Source organism: Pseudoalteromonas aliena SW19 (assembly GCF_014905615.1).
In the GTDB taxonomy this organism is placed as follows: Bacteria; Pseudomonadota; Gammaproteobacteria; order Enterobacterales; family Alteromonadaceae; genus Pseudoalteromonas; species Pseudoalteromonas aliena.
On sequence record NZ_AQGU01000026.1, the window covers coordinates 163,445 to 185,101 of the forward strand.

The 21,657-nt window shown below is 38.7% G+C and carries 18 protein-coding genes; 8 read left to right on the top strand and 10 right to left on the bottom strand.

The window, feature by feature from the left end; all coding sequences use genetic code 11:
• Positions 1–114: 114 nt before the first annotated feature.
• Positions 115–1,740 (top strand): DUF342 domain-containing protein, encoded by a 1,626-nt coding sequence (locus tag PALI_RS11965; RefSeq protein ID WP_193156002.1) that lies wholly within the window; start codon positions 115–117, stop codon positions 1,738–1,740.
• Here the strand turns inward: PALI_RS11965 and rnt are convergent.
• On the bottom strand, positions 1,724–2,419 hold the full coding sequence (rnt, locus tag PALI_RS11970; RefSeq protein WP_193156003.1) for a ribonuclease T: 696 nt from the start codon (positions 2,417–2,419) through the stop codon (positions 1,724–1,726). The two genes, PALI_RS11965 and rnt, sit on opposite strands and share 17 nt — an antisense overlap.
• Before the next feature lie 206 nt (positions 2,420–2,625).
• Between rnt and PALI_RS11975 the strand changes: the two genes are divergently transcribed.
• Positions 2,626–3,504, top strand: a complete 879-nt coding sequence (locus PALI_RS11975) for a flagellar protein MotY (RefSeq protein ID WP_193156004.1) — start codon at positions 2,626–2,628, stop codon at positions 3,502–3,504.
• Between the two features lie 14 nt (positions 3,505–3,518).
• On the opposite strand, the gene PALI_RS11980 is transcribed toward PALI_RS11975, so the two are convergent.
• Positions 3,519–4,415 carry a DMT family transporter gene (locus tag PALI_RS11980; protein ID WP_193156005.1) on the bottom strand — a complete coding sequence of 299 codons (897 nt, stop codon included), beginning with the start codon at positions 4,413–4,415 and terminating at the stop codon, positions 3,519–3,521.
• Positions 4,416–4,642: 227 nt separating this feature from the next.
• On the opposite strand from PALI_RS11980, the gene PALI_RS11985 reads away from it, so the two are divergent.
• A complete protein-coding gene (locus PALI_RS11985) occupies positions 4,643–5,845 on the top strand; it encodes an aromatic amino acid transport family protein (protein WP_193156006.1) in 1,203 nt (400 codons plus the stop codon).
• Positions 5,846–5,973: 128 nt separating this feature from the next.
• Here PALI_RS11985 and ggt read toward each other — a convergent pair whose 3' ends face one another.
• Entirely contained in the window at positions 5,974–7,647 is a 1,674-nt protein-coding gene (gene ggt, locus PALI_RS11990) for a gamma-glutamyltransferase (protein WP_193156007.1), read from the bottom strand.
• Between the two features lie 67 nt (positions 7,648–7,714).
• Positions 7,715–8,152, bottom strand: coding sequence for a GNAT family N-acetyltransferase (locus PALI_RS11995; protein ID WP_193156008.1), 438 nt, complete (start codon positions 8,150–8,152; stop codon positions 7,715–7,717).
• Between the two features lie 51 nt (positions 8,153–8,203).
• On the opposite strand from PALI_RS11995, the gene PALI_RS12000 reads away from it, so the two are divergent.
• Entirely contained in the window at positions 8,204–8,569 is a 366-nt protein-coding gene (locus PALI_RS12000; RefSeq protein ID WP_138585002.1) for a hypothetical protein, read from the top strand.
• Between the two features lie 154 nt (positions 8,570–8,723).
• On the opposite strand, the gene PALI_RS12005 is transcribed toward PALI_RS12000, so the two are convergent.
• Positions 8,724–10,946: a TonB-dependent receptor gene (locus PALI_RS12005; protein ID WP_193156009.1), complete on the bottom strand. Its 2,223-nt coding sequence runs from the start codon at positions 10,944–10,946 to the stop codon at positions 8,724–8,726.
• A 318-nt stretch (positions 10,947–11,264) separates the two neighbouring features.
• On the opposite strand from PALI_RS12005, the gene PALI_RS12010 reads away from it, so the two are divergent.
• Positions 11,265–12,419, top strand: a complete 1,155-nt coding sequence (locus PALI_RS12010; RefSeq protein WP_193156010.1) for a porin — start codon at positions 11,265–11,267, stop codon at positions 12,417–12,419.
• Positions 12,420–12,431: 12 nt separating this feature from the next.
• Positions 12,432–12,839 carry a type 2 periplasmic-binding domain-containing protein gene (locus PALI_RS12015; RefSeq protein ID WP_193156011.1) on the top strand — a complete coding sequence of 136 codons (408 nt, stop codon included), beginning with the start codon at positions 12,432–12,434 and terminating at the stop codon, positions 12,837–12,839.
• A gap of 117 nt (positions 12,840–12,956) precedes the next feature.
• Here PALI_RS12015 and clpB read toward each other — a convergent pair whose 3' ends face one another.
• The 3 genes from clpB to rluD form a co-directional block, all read right to left on the bottom strand.
• Positions 12,957–15,533, bottom strand: coding sequence for an ATP-dependent chaperone ClpB (gene clpB / locus PALI_RS12020; protein ID WP_077537306.1), 2,577 nt, complete (start codon positions 15,531–15,533; stop codon positions 12,957–12,959).
• A 101-nt stretch (positions 15,534–15,634) separates the two neighbouring features.
• Positions 15,635–16,366, bottom strand: a complete 732-nt coding sequence (gene pgeF, locus PALI_RS12025; RefSeq protein WP_193156012.1) for a peptidoglycan editing factor PgeF — start codon at positions 16,364–16,366, stop codon at positions 15,635–15,637.
• Positions 16,366–17,343 (bottom strand): 23S rRNA pseudouridine(1911/1915/1917) synthase RluD, encoded by a 978-nt coding sequence (gene rluD / locus PALI_RS12030; protein ID WP_138585007.1) that lies wholly within the window; start codon positions 17,341–17,343, stop codon positions 16,366–16,368. Before rluD ends, pgeF begins: the two co-directional genes overlap by 1 nt.
• Before the next feature lie 141 nt (positions 17,344–17,484).
• Between rluD and PALI_RS12035 the strand changes: the two genes are divergently transcribed.
• Positions 17,485–18,252, top strand: a complete 768-nt coding sequence (locus tag PALI_RS12035; RefSeq protein ID WP_138585008.1) for an outer membrane protein assembly factor BamD — start codon at positions 17,485–17,487, stop codon at positions 18,250–18,252.
• A 269-nt stretch (positions 18,253–18,521) separates the two neighbouring features.
• Here PALI_RS12035 and PALI_RS12040 read toward each other — a convergent pair whose 3' ends face one another.
• Positions 18,522–18,971, bottom strand: coding sequence for a GNAT family N-acetyltransferase (locus tag PALI_RS12040; protein ID WP_193156150.1), 450 nt, complete (start codon positions 18,969–18,971; stop codon positions 18,522–18,524).
• Between the two features lie 50 nt (positions 18,972–19,021).
• Positions 19,022–19,765: a sporulation protein gene (locus PALI_RS12045; RefSeq protein ID WP_077537301.1), complete on the bottom strand. Its 744-nt coding sequence runs from the start codon at positions 19,763–19,765 to the stop codon at positions 19,022–19,024.
• A 267-nt stretch (positions 19,766–20,032) separates the two neighbouring features.
• Here PALI_RS12045 and PALI_RS12050 point away from each other — a divergent pair, with 267 nt between their 5' ends.
• Entirely contained in the window at positions 20,033–21,604 is a 1,572-nt protein-coding gene (locus tag PALI_RS12050; protein ID WP_138585010.1) for a cation:proton antiporter family protein, read from the top strand.
• Positions 21,605–21,657: the final 53 nt, after the last annotated feature.

Sequence of the window (21,657 nt, forward strand, 5' to 3'; positions counted from 1 at the left end):
TTTGCTTAACATAACAACGCTGTTATGCTCAAATAGAGAGCTATTTAGTGTAATAAAAAATAAACGCGTTGAATACTATAAAAATAATACACATATTGAGTGGGGAATAAATGAATGTCGGTTTTTTCATTTGATGAAAAAACAGGGAGTTTGTCTTTAATAAAGCACCCTGTCGATAGTGGTTTTCCGACCAGTGGCACAGAGCTAATCGAGTTATTTGAACAATCTTCATATTGTGATTTCGAGGTTATTTCAGCCAACATAGGCAAGCTTTTTGCACAAAGTGAAAATTATCAAGAAGAGTCGTTAGTTATTGCTAAGGCTATTAACGCGTCTATTGTAATTAATATTGATGAAAAAAACATGCTTGCAGAGGCGACTATCACGACAGCGAAAGGGGGAGCTTTACTATCGATGGAAGACGCACAAAAAGCGCTTGCCGATGTTGGTGTAAAAAAAGGGATTAGCCCCAGAGCGCTTGATACATTTTTAGGTCAACAACTTGAGCAACCGGCTGGGAGCGTGTATAGCGCCATAGTTGCCCACGGACGAAACCCTAAAAAAGGCAGTGACGCAAAATTTGTTCGCTTATGCTCAACAGCTCAAGACCGTGTTCTTAGCCCACAAGCTACAGAAGGCGGCAAAGTTGATATGAAAGATCTCGGTGCTATTATCACCGTTAAACCGGGTATGGCGTTAATGCAGCGCGTAGCTGCAACTTATGGTGAAGATGGCTACACGGTGTTTGGGGATTTAATACCAGCAAACCCTGGAAACGAATACCAACTACAGCCTTTTGAAGGCACGAAAATTGATCCCAACAATCCAAACATGTTAATTGCAGATAGCAAAGGTGTGCCTGTTGCCCTTCCCCATGGTATGCGTGTTGATGATGTTTTATGTTTTGATAATGTGGATGTTAGCACCGGACATGTTGACTTTGATGGCAGTGTTATTATTAGCGGTGATATTAAAGATGGCATGCGCGTAAAAGCAAATGGCGATATTACTGTCTTAGGATTTGTTGAGTCTGGCATCGTTGAAAGTAAAAGTGCTGTAACAATTATGCAAGGTGCGATTGGCCGAAAACGTGAAAACGATGATGCTTTTACATGCCAAATTATAGCCCAGCGAACAATTTCGATTACTTATGCACAGTACTGCGATATAAAAACAGAGCAAGATCTATTTATTGAGCGCCAAGCTCTTCATTGCGATTTAAGTGCTCGGCGGTTAATACGTGTTGGTAAAGCAGATGATCCTCAAGGGAAGATTATAGGCGGCAATATTTTAGATGCAATTCGCGTTGAAACTGGTGAATTAGGCGCTCCTGCGGGTATAAAAACGCGCGTTCTATTAGCGCAAAACTGGTTCGAACTTCGTGATAAACAAATCCAAATTGCTGACTTTGAAAAAGTACTGGCGAGTAAATCCGCGTCATTAGAACAAGCGCGAGACAAAGCAAAAAAAATACCATCAGCTGCCCAACGACAATTATTTTTAGATAAAATAACGGCCAATGAACAGCAAATACAAGCCCGTGCAGCAAATGTTCAGCGACAAAAAAAGCTTATTAAACAAAAGATAGCTCGGCTATTAGCAACAAGCCGCTTAAAGGTTAATGAGCTAATGTACCCAGGCGTAGAGCTTAAAATAGCGAAAGAGACTATGCAGTTTGCCCGTATTTATCCGCCCCATATGATTCACCTAAGCGAAGGCAAAATTACTCTGTCGTTTTAGTGCTCTCATTAATATCATCTGCTTGTGGCTCGTCATCGTTATCCTGAGCTTCTGCTAATGGCCAACCACCGAGCTGCTGCCAACGATTTACGATAAAGCAATATAGTTCAGCAGTACGCTCCGTATCGTAAAGTGCTGAATGCGCTTGGCTATTATCAAACTCAATACCTGCAGCACGGCATGCTTTAGCCAGTACAGTTTGCCCTAAAGCTAATCCTGCAAGTGTTGTTGTATCAAAACTGACAAACGGATGAAACGGCGTACGTTTAATATTATTACGCTCTATTGCTGCATTTAAAAAGCCATGATCAAACGCGGCGTTATGCGCCACTATTACTGAGCGCTGACAACCCGCTGCTTTTTGTGCTTTGCGCACAACTTTACAAATTTCTTTTATTACTTCGTCTTCAGCGACAGCACCACGCAGCGGTGAGAATGGATCAATACCGTTAAATTCTATAGCAGCTTGTTCTATATTAGCGCCTTCAAAAGGCTCAACATGAAAATGCACTGTATGGTCTATGCTAAGCAACCCTTCGTCATCCATTTTTAAAACAGAAACAGCTATTTCTAATAAAGCGTCGGTATTTTTGTTAAACCCTGCTGTTTCAACATCAATAACCACTGGGAAAAAGCCGCGAAAGCGTTTTGCGAAAAGTGTTTGCTCAGTATTTGCCATAGTATTCTTGGTTTGTAGGTATAAGCCCTCTATTATGTCAAAAGTGAGGGCCTTTCGGCTAGTCACTTACTCGATTAATTATGCCTTAAATTATAGGCATACAATTTGCTTTAAAGTTATAGCTAGCTGAGTGTTATTTACTTTAACTGTAATGGCACTGCATTTTGCCAAATTATTGGCATGCCCGATTTACTGGAGAATACCCCATGAAGTTTAAGTTGTTATTTATTAGCCTATGTATTTGTGAGGTACTGTTAAACAATAGTGCCGATGCTGCTATGCGCCAATATACTGCAAACCAAGATAATTCGAATTGGAATGTAGTTAAAACAACTCGCTTACAATGCCAATTAAATCATGAAGTTCCATATTATGGCGAGGCCGTATTTAAAGCATCCGCTAGCAAAAACAAAAATCTAACCTTTAATTTAGACATGGTTGTACGCCCAGACAATTATTCAATTGCAGGGTTAAAAGCGGTTCCCCCTTCTTGGCGTGCTGGTTTGCCGGCTCGTGATATTACCAACATGAAGTTACTTAAAAAGTTTGATGGCGAACTTGATAATAGCATCTCGTGGGAAATGCTCACCGAGCTTGAGAAAGGCTTCTACCCTACTTTTTACTACCAAGACTGGCAAAACAGTGCCGATAAAATTGCCGTTGGCTTATCAAGTGTAAACTTTAAACAAGCGTACTGGGCATTTCTACAATGCCGTGATGAATTGCTTCCTTACAGTTTTGAAGATATTTCATTTACAGTTATGAACTATAAATCAAACAGCAGTAAATTAACGAAATCATCGCAACAACGCCTAGATCAAATTGCTGAGTATTTAAAAAATGACGCAACAATTGAATCTATTAGTATTGATTCGTATACAGATAGCTATGGCGGACGTTGGAATAACTTAGATCTTTCGCGTAAACGTGCAAAAACAATAAAAGATTATATGGTGAGTTTAGGTGTTGATGAAGCCAAAGTAAAAACAACGGGCTTGGGCGAAAAACGTTTTGTAGACAGCAACGACAACATTTTAGGACGAGATAAAAACCGTCGTTTGATTATTCAAATAGCTAAAATGTAGTCGCTGACAGCACTCTAGCTTTTAGCTCGTTGCTTATTACGCTTTAAATATTTATCACCAAATTGAAATACGCCTAGGCTAATTAAAATAATAACAGCACCAATAATAAGCTCTGTACTAAGTGCTTCATTGTTAAGCCATGCACCAAGCCCCAGTGCAAAACTCGGTGTAATGAGCGTTGTTAAAGCAACCGTACTGGCATTTAAGTTTTGTAATACATGAAAGTAAGCAAGTGCCCCAATAAGCGAGCCAAATATACCTAAATAACCAATAGACCAAAGCGACTTTGCACTCCAATTATTTATCTGTAACTCACCATCAACTAACCACCAAGCGATAAAAAATAGCGGTGTTACAAACACCAATGCGCCAAACGTGGTCGCCATTGGGTGAATGGCTATTTGTACACGCTTTATCATCACACCACTTAAACTAAAAAAGCACACCGCCATAAATACATACAACAACCCAAGTCCTTGTGTTTGCGAATGTTGAATTTGGTTATAACTGACAAAATATAAACCAATTAATGCACATGCCAATGCCATTAGCTTAATAGGACTAAACCTAGCTTCACTTAGCAATTGTTGTGCAAGTAATCCCGACAAAATAGGTGCTAAACCGAACATGAGTGAAATAATGCCCGAAGGAACTGTTTTAGCCGCCATATAACTCAATAACATGCCACCAAAAATACCGATGCTCGAATAAAAATAAAGTAAGCACGCATTTTTACTCCAAGGCACTCTAATATTAGTAACAGCAACAATTAAGCCACCTAAAAATAAGCCCACCAGCATACGCATTAGCACCGCAAGTGTAGGCGACACAGTTTCGCTACTCCATACAATACCAAGTGGTGTAGTAGACCATATTAGAACCATTAAAAAGTACGATGCTTTAATTGGCACGTTTATTCCTGAGTTATGAATTAGCATAAATGATAAACAACAAATTATACCGTTAAACTGTTGCACTTTAACGTATTTAATTGTGTTTCATCAGTTAAAACACGCTTAAAAATACAGTTGTAAATTGAAAGTTACATTTTAATTGCAGCCTTTTACCACAAAACTATTTCAGTTTTGAGCAACTAGTTATATCGTGCATACCTCTCTCGAATTATCAGGGTTATTAAGTGCTTAAAAATAAAACAATAGGTAGCATGTTAATTGTTGCAGGAACAACCATTGGAGCCGGAATGCTGGCGCTTCCAATCGCTTCAGCTGGTTTAGGTTTTACCACTGCGCTTGCGCTCATTGTGTGTAGTTGGTTGCTTATGACCTACACCGCATTGCTCATGTTAGAACTACATCAGTACGCACCACGAGACGCAACTTTAAATACGTTGGCTAAATTATGGCTTGGTAAAAAAGGTCAATATATTGCTAATTTTTCAATGATATTTTTATTTTATGCTTTGTGTGCTGCGTATATAGCAGGAGGTGGGGCGCAGCTGCAAGATCGTATAAATTCAGGATTTAACACAAATATTGCACCACAACTTGGCTCTGTCATATTAGCAATTGTTATTGCAAGCGTAGTGACGCTAGGAACGAGTAAAGTCGATAAATTTAATAGGGTATTGTTTACAATAAAAATTATTGTATTAGGTAGCTTGTTTTATATGCTTTCACCTTATGTGCAAGGTAAACACCTATTAGAAATGCCTGTAGAGCAAGGCTTACTCCTTTCTGCTATTCCCGTTATATTTACCTCATTTGGGTTTCATGGCTCGATACCTTCGATTGTTAAATATGTCGGCCTTGACATAAAAGTGCTGCGTAAGGTTATGATTGCAGGTGCAGCACTTCCGTTGGTTATTTATATTTTTTGGCAATTATTAAGCCAAGGTATTATGAGTCAAGCAAACTTGCTTAACAGCGAAGGGCTCAGTGGCTTTGTAGAAAGTGTGGCGGGCATTGCTCATAACCCCAATGTAGCAATTGCTGTTAAATTATTTGCAGATCTAGCCCTTGCCACTTCATTTTTAGGCGTAAGCTTAGGTTTATTCGACTTTTTTGCTGATGCATTTAAAAAAGGGGATAATAAAACAGATCGCATTAAAACAGCATTTATTACCTTTATTCCCCCCTTAGGATTTGCATTATTTTATCCTCAAGGATTTATTATGGCACTCGGTTACGCTGCAATTGCATTAGTGGTGCTTGCCGTATTTTTACCTGTTGCAATGGTGTATAAACAACGCATGTCATCAGATAAAACAGGTTATAAAGTAAGAAGCGGTAATGTAGGCCTTGGAATAGCGGCCGTATGCGGGATAACAATTATAGCAGCGCAGTTTATGCAAATGGCAGGCGTTATACCTGCAATTGGGTAACACTGCACTCGAATAACTGGGGCCTGTTTATCTTTCGAGGTTAAATTTTCAGCAGACTGTTTGGTATTTACGCGTTGTTAAATACAACGCATAAATCCCAAATAAAGGTTGCCCACGTTTAACATGGATCAAAAAACAATGGACTTTCCTCGACCTAACGCCTCAGACGCCGCATCTAGCTTACCGTTTTTATTAATAATGACGTTTAGATCACCAAAGTGGCGTTCATCAATAACATAGCCCATTTTTACAAGCTCAGCTTTTACCTTCGCGCTTAAACCCGCATGCATTCTAATCACGTTTTTAGGCCACAATTGATGATGAAACCTTGCGCTGTTAACAACATCTGCTGCGTTCATATCAAACTCAACAGCGTTTAATATTGATTCATATACAGAGCTAATAATTGTTGTACCACCAGGCGAACCGGTTACCATTTTAACCGTATTATTTTTAAGTAATATTGTAGGCGTCATAGAGCTAAGCATACGCTTATGTGGCTGAATTTCGTTTGCTTTACCTCCAATAGCACCAAACACATTCATTACCCCAGGTTTTGCACTAAAATCGTCCATTTCATTATTTAAAATAAACCCAGCACCTTCAACCACAACTCCGCTACCAAAACCTAAGTTAATTGTGGTTGTATTGGCAACTGCATTGCCCATTTTATCAACAATTGAAAAATGCGTAGTCTGCTCGCTTTCTTTAAGGCCTGGCTTAATACTTTCTGTGTTTGAAATGGCCGTTAACGAAATATCGTTACTACGGTTTTTAAGGTAATTTATATCTGTTAGCGCTGTTACTGGCACATTAAAAAAGTCAGGATCGCCTAAGTATTCAGCCCTATCGGCAAACACGCGTTTACCTATTTCTGCGAGTAAATGAACGTACTGCGTTGAGTTGTGTGCAAGACCATTATTTGGCTTTTTCAACTCGTACATTTTAAGCCATTGCAAAATAGCAATACCGCCCGAACTTGGCGGTGGAGAAGTAAGTACTTCATAACCATTCCACTTTACTTTTATAGGCACTCGAGACTTAGCGGTGTAATTTTTTAAATCATCCTGATCAATAATACCACCATGTTGATGCATAAATTTTGCAATAATATTGGCTGTTTCACCTTTATAAAAACCATCTTGTCCGTTATCGCGGATACGCTTGAGGGTGGTCGCAAGCTCTGGTTGTTTAAATACTTTATTCGCTTTTACATCAATAAAATATTTTTCAAAGTTTACATTTATTTTTTGCTCTTTTAGATGGGCTATATAATGGCTAACACCTTTTGCTAATTTAGGAGGCACGACAAAACCTTGTTCAGCTAAAGCCACTGCTGGCTGCACTAATGTTTTCCAAGGCAGTGTGCCGTGGCGCTTATGTGCAAGCCACATACCGGCAACACTACCAGGTACACCACTGGCGCTAATGCCATAAATAGATTTATTAGTAATTACATCACCTTTATCGTTTAAATACATATCACGATAAGATGCCTTTGGTGCAGTTTCTCTGTAGTCGATAAAATCGCCCTGCCCACCTTTTTGGATAAGCATAAAACCACCACCGCCAATATTACCTGCCTCAGGTAACGTTACCGCAAGTACAAATTGCGCCGTTATAGCCGCATCAATAGCATTACCACCTTGATCTAAAATACTCTTAGCGGCATCTGCACTAAATGCATCAGGCATTGCTACAGCACTTTGAGATAATGGCTTTGCTGCGAGATTAAACACACTGAGTTGTAAAATAAATACGCTTTTAGCGATAAGCGTACTTCTAGATAAAAATAGTCCCATCGAACATCCTTAAATTATTGTTTATAGCAATCTGCTTTTAAATACCAAGTAATCATCACACAATTTGTTAATTTATACATTTTGAATAATGCACTGAAGGCACATCGCCACTTTCTTCTTTTTGTATATAATTTTTAATAAATTGCATGCCTAGTTTCTCCATCACCTTAATAGAAGCTTGATTGTTTTTATTCGCTGTCGCACTAATTTTTTTTATATCTGGCTGCTTCGCTATTTCATTAAACATGAGGTTGGCAGCTTCTGTAGCATAGCCGTTTCCCCAGCTTTCTTGCTTTAAACGCCAACCAATTTCAATATCACTAAAATCAGGTAATTCACTAAATAAGTCCATTGGCTTTACAAGTATGTAGCCAATAAAAACATTACTTTGTTTTATTGTTATCTCCCATAGCCCCCAACATGTTTGTTCGTATAGCTGTGGGCCTGCGCCTTCATGCATTAATTTTAAATTTAATCGTTCTGTTCCGAGTACGTTCATTTTCATTGTTTTACAATTAGCCCTGAATTAATAATTAGTCTTTAAAGGGAATAACACATGAACAAATTAGCAGGTTTAGCTTTATTGGGCACCTTAATTACGTTAACTGGTTGTGAAGACGCCAATGAAGTAAAAGAAGATGCAAAAGAAAAAAGCGCGCAAATGCAAGAAAAGCTTGGTGATGCGTGGGATGATGTAAAAGAGACTACAAACGATTTAAAAAATGATGAGTCGTTAAATGAACTATTAGAACAAAGTAAAGCTATGGGCCTAGACATGTACGATGATGGCAAAGAAATTGCTGTTGAGGCATGGGTAAAAAGTAAAGAAGCCGCTGGCGAATTAACTGAAAAAACAAAGCAAAAAGCACAAGAAATTGCTGACGAAATTGAACAAGCTCGTCAAGCTCACAAAGAAGGTTAATCTTCCTACTTTTAATAAAAAAGGTAAGCCTAGGCTTACCTTTTTTGTTTAATCGCAGCGCTATTAAAGTACTTCGATTTTAACGACTAAAATAGCGCTTAATGAGGCTTTTATAAAAAGCTAGAAACCTCTAATTTAACGCTATTGATATTATTTATAATTCAAAGTCTTTTTTGAATTTTAAGCCAAATTCACTTCGGTCATTACTGCGCATTACACCAACAAAACCTGATTGCTGTAAACGGCCTACGTCGTACACTTCATTTAATACGTTCTCACCATAAAGCGTTACTTCCATATCGCCATACGGGTTAGTGTAAGAGATATTAAAACCCACTAATTCACGAGAATCGATTGTTTCACTTTGGTTATAAACCGACTGTCCTTGCATATCACTACGGTATGAGTAATTAGCATTTAACGCCAAAGTGCCGCCATTGCTTAAATCCATAAAGTAAGATGGAGCAACCATTACAGTCCAGCGTGGAGTTAAAGCGGGTGAATCGCCTTTGCCAATGCCTTGTACACCTTGTGCAACATCAGTAATTTCAGAATCAAGATAACCTACAGCGCTGCGAATAGTGAAGTCATCTGTGATAGCAACCGTTGTTTCAAGCTCAATACCTTGCGCTTTAGATTGGCCGGCATTTTCTACAATAGTTACAAAGCCGCCACCCGCAGTAGGATCTGAGAATGGCAGTGCTAAATCAGTGTAATCGGTAACAAATACAGCAAGCATCATAGATACATTTTCATGCACTTGCCCTTTTAAACCAATCTCGTAGTTAACCGCTTTCGTTTCATCAAAAGAAGTAAATTGATCTGGGCCACCAAATGGACGCGGTGGAAAACCACCAGTTTGATAGCCTTTTTGAATTTGACCATACACATTCATATTACTACTGAGCTGATATGATGCGTTAATATCCCATGTTATAGCGTCAAAATCTGCAGTTACGTATTTACGTGCAGGAAATGATGGGAAAATAGCATTCGCATCTTTCTCATCCTGAGAGTAACGCAAACCACCACCAAGCGTTAAGTCATCAGTTAAGTCGTAGCTTGCATTGATATAAGCTGCGTAAGAGTTAGTTTCTTGGTTTATTTCAAAACTACCGTAACCACCAAATGATGGTGTTACGCCATCATTTAATAAACCATTTGGTGTATTGAATGGGCTAAATACAAATGGACCAGAACGTGTAAAGCCGTCTTCATTAAAGAAATAAAGACCTGATACAAAATCCATATTATCAAACGTCGCGTTTAACTGTACTTCAAAAGAATACTGATCTGCGCCGCCTTCTTCTGGAAACTCTGATAAATTAAGTGGTGAAGCGTCATCATCAAGTCCACCTTCGTATTCTGAAGTACGGTAACTTGAGATAAATTTTGCCGTGTATGTATCATTAATAGCCCAATCAGCCGTGAATGATGTGCCCCAACCCGAGTAAGATGTTGATTCAATACCGGCAACCGTTGTGCCTAAATCATCAGGGTTTGATGGAATTAAATCTTGCGTTAGTAATGGAAAGTCACCATTGAAAACGTTATTAGGGTCCAGTGGCTCAGTTAATTCAATTGTATATGGCGATTGGCCTGACTCGTTATCAACACCATCTAAAGAGAATGTAAATGCCAAGTCGCTATTTGCTTGCCACTTAAGTGCAACGCGGCCACTAAGCTCTTCTTCTTCACCTATTTCTTTTTCTGGATTAGCAAGGTTTACCGCTTTACCTACACCATCACGTGTTTTGTAAGCTGCACTTGCAGACATACTTAAATCATCTGTTAATGTGTTATTAAAATATACATCACCAGCAATACGACCACGGCTACCTACTTTTGCGGTTGTGGTAATAATCCCCTCATCACCTGGCTGTTTTGTTATTACGTTTACAGCACCACCGAGTGTATTTCGCCCGTATAGCGTACCTTGTGGTCCACGTAAAATTTCAACGCGTTCAACGTTCGGTAATGATAGGTTAGAGCCCATTTGGCGGCCTAAATAAACACCATCTAAATAAACACCTACACCAGGATCCGTTGTAATAATGTGATCTTGCAGACCAATACCACGAATAAATACAGAAGCATGAGCAGAATTACCCACGCCGTAACGCGTGATATTTAAGTTAGGTACATATTTGCCAATATCTTCTAGGTTACTCATATTGGCTTTATCTATTAGGTTTGCACCAATTGATGTAATAGCGGTTGGAGATTCAAATAAGCTTTCAGTACGTTTACGAGCTGTTACTTCGATTTTTTCAAATGCATCTTGTTTTGCTGTTGTTTTGGTTTCTTCAGCATTTACAGAGGCTGTTAGTGCAGCAAGTATTGCGAGACTTAACTGTGAGAGGTTGCGTAATTTCAAAATGTTCTCCAAAGGATACCGTGTGATTGGTTATGCGTTTATATTTAGATAATATAAATTTCAGGCATAAAAAAAGACGCTAAAAGCATCTTTCCTCTGGAAGGGTATTGTATGACATTATTGTGAATAAATGTATTAATAATTTCAATTGGCGTACAAAAACTTAAAATGCACACATACGTTTTCACTTATTTGCTCAGTGATTATCCATTTATTTCCATAGTACTAAAAAATAAATTAGCTTATTTATTAGATAATTATTGTTTTAACTCTATAATGCATAAGGAATCAACACTTAATAATAAATAGGAACTACATATGAAAAAGCTATCTGTAGCAGTAGCAATATGTGCAGCACTAGCAACGAGTTATGCTAATGCTGAAGTAAGAATTAATGGCTTTGCATCAATAGTTGGCGGAAAAAGTCTCGAAGATGATCGTGGTCGTTATGGCTATGATGATGACATTTCATTTAAAAATGAAAGTGTGTTTGCACTGCAAATATCCGCCGATTTACAAGAAAAACTAAGTGCAACAGCGCAAATTGTAGCTCGTGGTAATAATGATTTTGATGCCGAATTTGAGTGGGCTTACTTAACTTATGAATTTAATGATGAGTTACAATTAAGCGCTGGTAAAATGCGTGTGCCTTTTTACCGTTATTCTGACTTTATTGATGTAGGTTATGCATACCGTTGGGTACGTCCACCTGAATCAGTATACAGCATCCCATTTTCTACTTATGAAGGATTAAGCTTACTTTATAATTCGCAACTTGGTGACTGGGATTCTACAGTACAAGTCATTTATGGTAGCTTCGATGGTGAAATTGAAGCCATCACTTACAAAGATAAAGCTGAACTAAATGATATCGTCGGTATCAACTGGACATTATCATACGACTGGTTTAGTGCACGTGCTGCTTATTTAGTAGCCGACACATCAATAGCGCTTGGTCAAAATGATCCAAATGATTTGACGGGGGCTCAAATAAATGCACTTGAAAACGTATTGCGTCAAAGTGGGCTAACAGCACAAGCTGATGATCTTGCTATTAATGAAGACAATGGCACATTTATTGGCATTGGTTTTTCAATTGATTATAACAACGTGTTATTTGATGCCGAGTATACCCAATTTGAAGTTGAAAATAGCTTTTTAGCTAAACAGACTCAGTATTACGCTTCTGTTGGCTACAGAATGGATGATGTAATTGTACACTTCACCTATGAAGATAATGACGATAAACATGAATCATCTCGTTTCAATCAAATCCAAGCGATCCCTCCTCTAAACACTGCTCTAAACAGTGCTTTAGATGGTAGTAAATCACAAAGCAATGTATATACAATTGGTACGCGTTATGATTTTCACCCTTCAGCAGCATTTAAAATTGATTTAAGTCGCTATGAAAATGATTTAACCAATACAGACACTGATGTAATTGCATTTGGTGTTGATTTAGTATTTTAATTGGAGCGAATAATGAAAAAATTAATGTTAGCAGGTGTATTATCACTGTGCTCTGTAAGTGCATTTGCAGAAGTCGCGGTTATTATTAATCCAAGTAATACGAGCACAATTGATATTGATGCTATAAAGAAAATTTATTTAGGTAAAAATAAATCTTTCGACAATGGTACAAAAGTTAGCCCTGTTGATCAAAATGGTACTGCTGTTGCTGATGAGTTCAATGATAAGGTCGTTGGTAAATCAAGTAGCCAGATTAATGCGTATTGGTCTAAACTTGTATTTACTGGTAAGGGTACTCCTCCAGGAAAATTAGACAGTGATCAAGCTGTTATTGACTTTGTTGCAGCTAACAAAGATGCAATTGGTTATATAGATAGTGCTAAAGTGAGCGATAAAGTAAAAGTTATTGCTACTTTTTAATCATTCTTAGATAAAAGCCGGATAGTGCGATTCTAAATTTATAGAATTACGGCACTATCCGGCTTTTTTACGCTAATCGGCTTAAATTCTTCAAATACTTATACCGATTGGTATTAATTACCGATTAGAAAAAACAAGTCCACTTTCATCAGAATCAATGACAATAATGCTGCCTGGGACATAATCCCCATTTAGTAACTTTTGGGCTAGCGGATTTTCGATTGTTTGCTGAATAGCACGTTTCAGAGGTCGCGCACCATACACAGGATCAAAACCACTTGCAGCAATACGCTCAAGTGCTGAATCACTTATTTCGAGTAAGTAACCCATTTCAGTTAAACGTTCACGTAATTTCATCAACTGAATGTCTGCTATTTCTTTAATGTGCTCGTTAGCTAACGGATGGAACACGACCGTTTCGTCTATACGGTTAATAAACTCAGGTCTAAACTCATTAATTAATACCTCCATCACTTTAGATTTAAGCGTTGTATAATCATTGTTACCCGCTTGTTCTTGAATAATATCTGAGCCTAAATTTGAAGTCATAATAATAACGGTATTTTTAAAATCAACGGTTCTACCTTGTCCGTCGGTTAGGCGACCATCATCTAATACTTGTAGTAAAATATTAAATACATCCGGATGTGCTTTTTCAATTTCATCCAGCAATATCACGGAGTAAGGTTTACGGCGAACGGCTTCTGTTAAATAACCCCCCTCTTCGTATCCCACATAACCTGGAGGTGCACCGACTAAACGAGCAACTGAATGTTTTTCCATAAACTCAGACATGTCAATACGCACCATGGCATCTTCGGTATCAAACATAAAACCAGCCAGTGCTTTTGTCAGCTCTGTTTTACCCACACCTGTTGGGCCTAAAAACAAGAAAGAACCAATAGGACGATTAGGATCAGCAAGCCCTGCACGAGAGCGACGTATTGCGTTAGAAACAGCAACCACCGCTTCATCTTGCCCTATCACTTTACTGTGCAGTTTTTCTTCCATTTGCAGTAGTTTTTCACGCTCACCTTGAAGCATTCTTGCAACAGGAATGCCGGTCCAACGCGATAGTATTTCTGCTATTTCGTCCTCGCCAACCTGATTTTTAAGCAGAGTCATTTCTTGCATCTCTGCTTGTGATGCTAAGTCGAGCTTTCGCTCAAGCTCTGGAATACGTCCATATTGCAGCTCAGACATACGCTGCAAATCGCTTGCCCTTCGCGCTACATCTAAATCTAGTCTAGCTTGCTCAAGCTCTGCTTTAATTACTTGCGTACCTTGAAGCGATGCTTTTTCAGCATTCCATATTTCATCTAACTCACGATATTGTGCGTCAAGATCAGTGATCAACTCTTGCATTTCACTACGGCGCTTTTGGCTTGCTTCGTCTTTTTCTTTAGCTAGTGCATTATCTTCTAACTTTAGTTGGATAATACGGCGCTCAAGCTTATCTAACGACTCTGGTTTTGAATCAATTTGTAGTCGGATTGAAGAGCCTGCTTCATCTATTAAATCAATGGCTTTATCTGGTAACTGACGGTCACTAATATAACGATGAGATAGCTGCGCTGCTGCCACAATCGCTGGATCGGTGATCTCTACTGAGTGATGTAGCTCATAGCGCTCTTTTAAGCCTCGCAATATTGCAATGGTATCTTCTACCGATGGCTCTTCAATAAGTACTTTTTGAAAACGACGTTCAAGGGCTGCGTCTTTTTCTATGTATTTACGATACTCATCAAGGGTCGTTGCTCCTACGCAATGTAACTCACCGCGCGCTAACGCTGGTTTTAACATATTGCCCGCATCCATTGCGCCGTCACTTTTACCAGCGCCTACAATAGTATGAATTTCATCAATAAATAAAATGACTTGGCCTTCTTCTTTAGCTAACTCATTCAGTACTGATTTTAAACGCTCTTCAAATTCGCCGCGATACTTGGCACCAGCCACCAGCGAACCTAAATCTAACGACAATACACGTTTATTTTTTAATCCTTCAGGCACTTCACCATTAATAATGCGCTGTGCTAAGCCTTCGGCTATTGCTGTTTTACCAACACCTGGCTCACCGATTAATACGGGATTGTTTTTTGTTCTACGCTGCAGTACCTGAATTGTCCGGCGAATTTCATCATCACGACCAATAACAGGATCAAGTTTACCTTGCTCTGCTCGCTCGGTTAAATCAATAGTGTATTTTTCAAGTGCTTGACGTGTTTCTTCTGCATTTGGATCGTCAACTTTTTGACCACCGCGAATCGCTTTAATCGCACTTTCAATTTTAGTAGACGTAATATTTAACGATCTAAATATATCGCCAAGCGGACCTTTATCATCACATGCAGCAAGCACAAATAACTCACTTGAAATATATTTGTCTTTGCGTTTTTGCGCGTACTTGTCACATAAGTTAATAAGTGAAGCCATATTGTTTGATAGCTGCACATCGCCACCTACGCCTTCTACTTTAAATAATTTTTCTATTTCTTGGGAAAGTTTAGTATTTAGTTCGTCGGCACTAACACCTGTTTGTGCAAATAATGCACGTACACTAGAACCACTTTGCTGTAGTAGCGAATACATTAGATGCACAGGTTCAATAAATTGATGATCGCGGCCGAGGGCTAGCGATTGCGCATCAGAAAGCGCTGATTGAAATTTACTAGTGAATCGATCTAAACGCATCAGGGTTTACCTATTAAATAAATAACGAATTACCTAATTAATGGGTATGCGGTGCGGTTTGTTCAAGGTGCTGAGGAAAATATAATCATTATAACAAGTAATTATTTGCGCCAGATCAAACTTGCCATACGCCCTGTTTTTGAATCGCGTCGATAAGAAAAAAATAAATCATGCTGGGTCACTGTACAGTACTCACCACCAGTGATATTTTTGATGCAGCATTGCGAGAGCAAGATACGTGCGATTGCATAAATATCAGCAAGGTACTTATTATTCGCTTGCAATGTAAACGCGCTAGTAAGCAATGGGGAGCGTTTTTCAAACAGTTCTAACACCTCAGCCCCCACTTCAAATTGACTGGGACCAATAGCAGGTCCTAGCCACGCATGTATATTTTCATATTTTGCGCTAAAGCACTCTAATACGTTTTTAACAATGCCCTGCTCCAACCCTCGCCAGCCACCATGAATGGCGGCGACTTCCCTACCATCGCTGCTTGTTAGCAAAATAGGTAAACAGTCGGCTGTCATTATCGCTAACGGCTGGTTTAATAGCTGAGTATAAAGTGCATCCGCATCACGTTGCTCATTAACGTCAAAGTGCTTATCAACAATAACAACATCGGCGCTATGCACTTGATTTAGCCACACTGCAGGTTTAGGTGTGTGTTCATTTAATAATGAACGATTTTTTAATACATGCCCTTTATTATCACCAACATGGAGCCCTACATTTAAACTTCTAAAGGGAGCTTTTGATACACCACCTTCACGTGTAGTACTCAACGTTCCTACAGTATGAAGGTTTTTCCATGGTGCTGATAACACATTCATTATCTATCGATGTCTGGGTTTGCTTTAGTATCTTCGCGTAGAGCGTGTGTCATGGCGACCATATCATCAGGGATAGGCGCTTGCCATGTCATCATTTCACCAGTAATAGGGTGAGCAATGCTTAGCTTTACTGCATGTAAAGCTTGGCGTCTAAAGCTGCGAAGTAACTCAAACAATTGCGGTGTTGCACCTTTTGGTGGGCGCGGGCGGCCGCCATAAGACTGATCACCAATTAGTGGGTGATTTAAGTGAGCCATGTGTACACGAATTTGATGTGTACGACCTGTTTCTAGACGCAGACGTAAACGAGTATGAGCACGGAATTTTTCGGCAACACGGTAATGTGTAATAGCCGGTTTGCCAAGTTCGTGAACAGCCATGTGCGTTCTTTGCGTTGCATGGCGGCCAATTGGTTTTTCAACCATACCACCCGCTGTCATTGTGCCATTACACAGTGCTTCATATTCACGCGTAAAGTTTTCACGCTTTTGCAGTGCTGTAACTAAATGTGTTTGCGCTGGAATCGTTTTTGCAACAACCATAAGTCCGGTTGTATCTTTATCTAATCGATGCACTATACCTGCACGTGGCACATTAATAATTTCAGGATGGTGATGTAAAAGCGCATTTAGCACAGTCCCATCTGGATTACCTGCACCAGGGTGAACAACAAGGCCCATTGGCTTATTGATTACTAAAATATGATCGTCTTCATAAACGATGTTTAATTTTATGTTTTGTGCTTCGTATTCGCGTGGTGCTTCAATGGTTGTTTCGATATTAAGAAGCTCACCACCGAGTAACTTAGTACGCGGAGTGTTTAATATTTCACCATCAACGGTTATTTTATCATCCAAAATCCATGTTTTTATACGTGAACGTGAATAATCAGGGAACAATTGTGCTAATACTTGGTCTAGACGTTTACCACCTAAGTCGGTTGGAACCTCGGCTTGAAGAGAAATTTGCTCTGACATTAGTAACTTTACCCAATTTACCAGTGCAAGCTTTGCTCGACTGGGTTAGAATCGCTTTTAATAAAAGCATAATATAATACGCATAGTTTACTCGGTTTTACCGACTTGGCCTAGCCGAAGACATCGAAGGTAACAAATAAAATGATAAATAAAATAGGGAAACGTGCATTTGCCATTGTTTTTTCAGTTTCTGTACTTAGTTTAGGTGCTTGTTCGTCTGCTCCTGACCAAGAAGATATTCAACGTGTACCAAATAGATCGGCACAAGCTTTGTATGAAGATGCTAAAGAAACGCTAGATTCTGGTTTGTACGCGCGTGCAATAGAGCTTTTAAGTGCAATAGATTCACGTTATCCGTTTGGCCCGTTTTCTAAACAAGTACAAATGGATTTAGTTTATGCTCATTATCAATCAGGTAATACTGAACAAGCATTAGCGACAGTCGATCGCTTTATACGCTTAAACCCAAATCATAAAGATCTTGACTACATGTATTACATGCGTGGTTTAATCAACATCAAAGCCGACAAAAATGCATTCCAAGAATACTTTGGTGTAGATAGAGCTGATAGAGATGCAAACCGTACACGCGTTGCATTTACCGATTTATCAACACTGGTTAAGCGCTTTCCAAAAAGTGATTATGCACCGGAGGCTAAACGACGTTTAGTATGGCTTTTAAATCGTATGGCACGCTATGAGTTAAAAGTAGCGACTTATTACTTCGAGCGTGAAGCCTATTTGGCTGCGGCGAATCGTGGTAAGTTTGTTGTTGAGCATTACTCACAAAGTAGTTACTTAGAGCCAGCACTTGAAATAATGGAAAAAAGCTACGACAAGTTAGGTTTAACTGAACTTAGCGATCACGCAAAACAAACGCGTAGACTAAACACTAGAAAAAATAAATAACACCGATTATTTATTGTTAAAATTTGTACTAAAAAGCCCGTAATTAATTTTTTTAATTACGGGCTTTTTAGTGAGTTATACCAATTGCATTAAATTAGTGAGCTATTATGGCGACAAATAAACGAAGTCATGACATGCAGTTGTTATCACTCATTGCTCCCTGCCTTGCTCTATCTCCTGCATCCATGCAGTCGTATACGAATAATTTTTAACGACGTTAGTGAATTATTAAATTCGCTAAAATGATCATGTTTTTAATAAAGTTGCTATTAATCTGTCAGTTTTAAAATCATGTCATGATGTGCAATACCGTCTTCTAAATATTCATCGTTTACACCCTCAAAACCCAGTGAGCGATAAAAATCAAGTAAATAAGTTTGTGCACCTATGTATATATCGCGTTCAGGCCAATTTGCTTTGCAGCAATTTATAGCTTCGTTAACAAGTCTTTTAGCAACGCCTTTACCACGTTCGCTTTTAGCGACTAACACCCTTCCTATTGCACTATACTGAGCATTTTTTTCGTAGCAACGTGCATAAGCTAATAAGTTATTTTTATCCATTTGATAAATATGAACGGTTGTATTTGCTGTATCATTATCATCAAGTTCAGGATAAGGGCACATTTGCTCTACTACAAACACCTCAATACGCCCTCGCACAATAGTAAATAAAGTATGTGTATTAAGCGCTATAAAAGATTCACATTTAAATTCCATCATGATCCCTGCAAACAAAAAACCCAGCCAAAGCCGGGTTCATTTAGCACTTAATTAAATAAACGCTCTAGCTGATCACATAACTGCGAAAGGTTTACGTGGTCATGCTCTATTGTTAAATCAATATAACCATCGCCCCTAAAAGCTCGATCTAACTCAATCAATACATGTGTTTTATGCGCTTCTGGCACAAACGATAATTCAATTTCTTGAATACCAAATAGGCTTCGGCTATTAGGTTTGTATTCAAGCTCTTGATAGCACCCAGATACTGACTGAAAGGTTGAAGCCCGTAAGTGACCTTTTTCAACATCCGCTTTGGTCAAACTAAAGCCTAGTTTTTCCATTGCTTGCATACATGTTTTAACCGCTTCATTTGGATATACATGTAAATGGTCTTTATCAGTAGGATCTAGCGCTAAATCAATATCAAGGCCTGTTTCTAACCATACATGAGATTGGTTATAGCCAGCGTTAATTTCTGTAATAGGTGTTTCTGAATGAAGGCGTGCTTCAAAGGGGATGTTTTTTACTTCACCAGGTTCAATTGTACCAATATCTGTAATTCGCCATTGATCGATTACATGGTTAGTAAAGTAATCGCCATCCTCTGCTGCTACTTTTACACGAGTCATCAGTAGTAAATCTAAGCCCGATATTTCTTGGCTAACATCGCCAGCGCTGATCACTATTTGTGCATTAAATAGTTGACCCGGTTGTAAGTGCTCAGTTTCTAAAATAGTATCTACTTTTGCGGCACCGATACCAACCGATGCTAAAATTCTTTTAAACATGTGTTTCTCCTTAAGTTGAGCTGATGTGTTGTTTGCCCTAACTTAAACGTCTTCGTTATCGCATCTTAACCATATTTAAAAGCGGTTGTCAGTGAAAAAGTGTGATTTAAACGCTATTTACGGTTAAATTCACGTTAGATGTGCATTTTTTATACGCAATTAAGTGACTATTACTTAGCTTTCCCCTGTTTTAATATCGATATTTCTTTTCATTGAGATAAATTATTCGCTACACTGCAATACCAAACGAAGTGATAATTAAGAATTATGGAACTAATTTATTTTGCTACCGCATTTGTTTGTGGTTTTGGCGTTTATCAATTAAAACTACCTCCTCTTATTGGCTTTTTGCTAGCGGGATTTGCGCTTAACTTAGCCGGTTATAAAAGCACCGAATTGCTTAATACAATTGCTGCATTGGGCGTCACCCTTTTACTGTTTAGTATCGGTTTAAAGCTTAAAGTAAGCAGCTTAATCAAACCGCAAGTTTGGGCCCCTGCTACACTGCATATCATTTTTAGCAGCGCTTTATTTAGTGGCTTTATGTTACTCCTAGGGGTATTTGCACTACCATTATTTGTTGATTTAAGTTGGCAAAGTGCATTACTGATTGGCTTTGCACTTAGTTTTTCAAGTACCGTATTTGCAGTAAAAGTACTTGAAGAACGTGGTGAAATGGCAAGTCTACACGGTAAAATTGCTATTGGCATTTTAGTTATGCAGGATATTTTTGCTGTGATGTTTTTAGCGATTAGTACAGGTAAAGTTCCAAATATTTGGGCATTGGCTCTCATTATTGCATTACCATTACTGCGCCCTGTGATGTATTGGGTGCTAAATCGCTCTAAACACGGTGAGCTACTGCCATTATTCGGTTTTTTCTTCGCACTTGTACTTGGCTATAACGCGTTTGAATTTGCAGGACTTAAAGGCGACTTAGGTGCCCTTATTGTTGGGATGATGTTCGCTCCGCATAAAAAAGCAAGCGAACTTTCTAAATCACTACTTAACTTAAAAGATGTGCTCCTTGTTGGGTTTTTCTTAAGTATTGGACTCAATGCAGAGCTGACTGCTAACTCATTGTTTATAGCCTTACTCCTCGTTTTATTAATGCCAATTAAAACACTCTTGTACTACGTGTTTACAAATATATTTAAACTGCGTGCACGAACATCCCTGCTTACTGCTTTCAGCCTTGCTAACTACAGTGAATTTGGCCTAATTGTTTGCGCTGTTGCAGCAACAACAGGAATGATTACGTCTGAGTGGCTAGCTGTATTGGCTATTGCTGTTTCTATTACTTTTGTTATTGCCTCACCTTTGAATAAACGATCAAACGAATTATATGTGAAAGTGGAACATTGGTTATTAAAGTTTGAAAGCCAGACCCGCTTAGCCGAAGAGTTACCAGTAAATCTAAATGATACAAAAATTGTTATTTTTGGAATGGGAAGAATAGGTACAGGTGCTTATGAAACGATTAATGCGACGCACCCAAATTTAGTCGCTGGTATCGACATAAAGCCAGAAGTTGTCGATAAACATATAAATAAAGGTCGCAAAGTATTAATTGCAGACGCGACAGATCCGGATTTTTGGCAACGTGTAAACCATTCGCACGTAGAAATGGTGATGTTAGCAATGCCTAAACATATGCAAAATATATTTGCTTTAGAGCAACTACAAGCTTCAGGATATAGCGGTCAAGTGACAGCAATCGCAAACTATCCCGATCAGCAAAAAGAACTAGAAGATATGGGCGTACATTCAACCTATAACTTTTACTTAGAGGCTGGTAGCGGCTTTGCAGAGCATGTAAAACAGAAACTATTTAAGTAACCTAAGCTCTGGATAATAAATCCATTTCAAGTAGCTACTATCAGTATCAACTA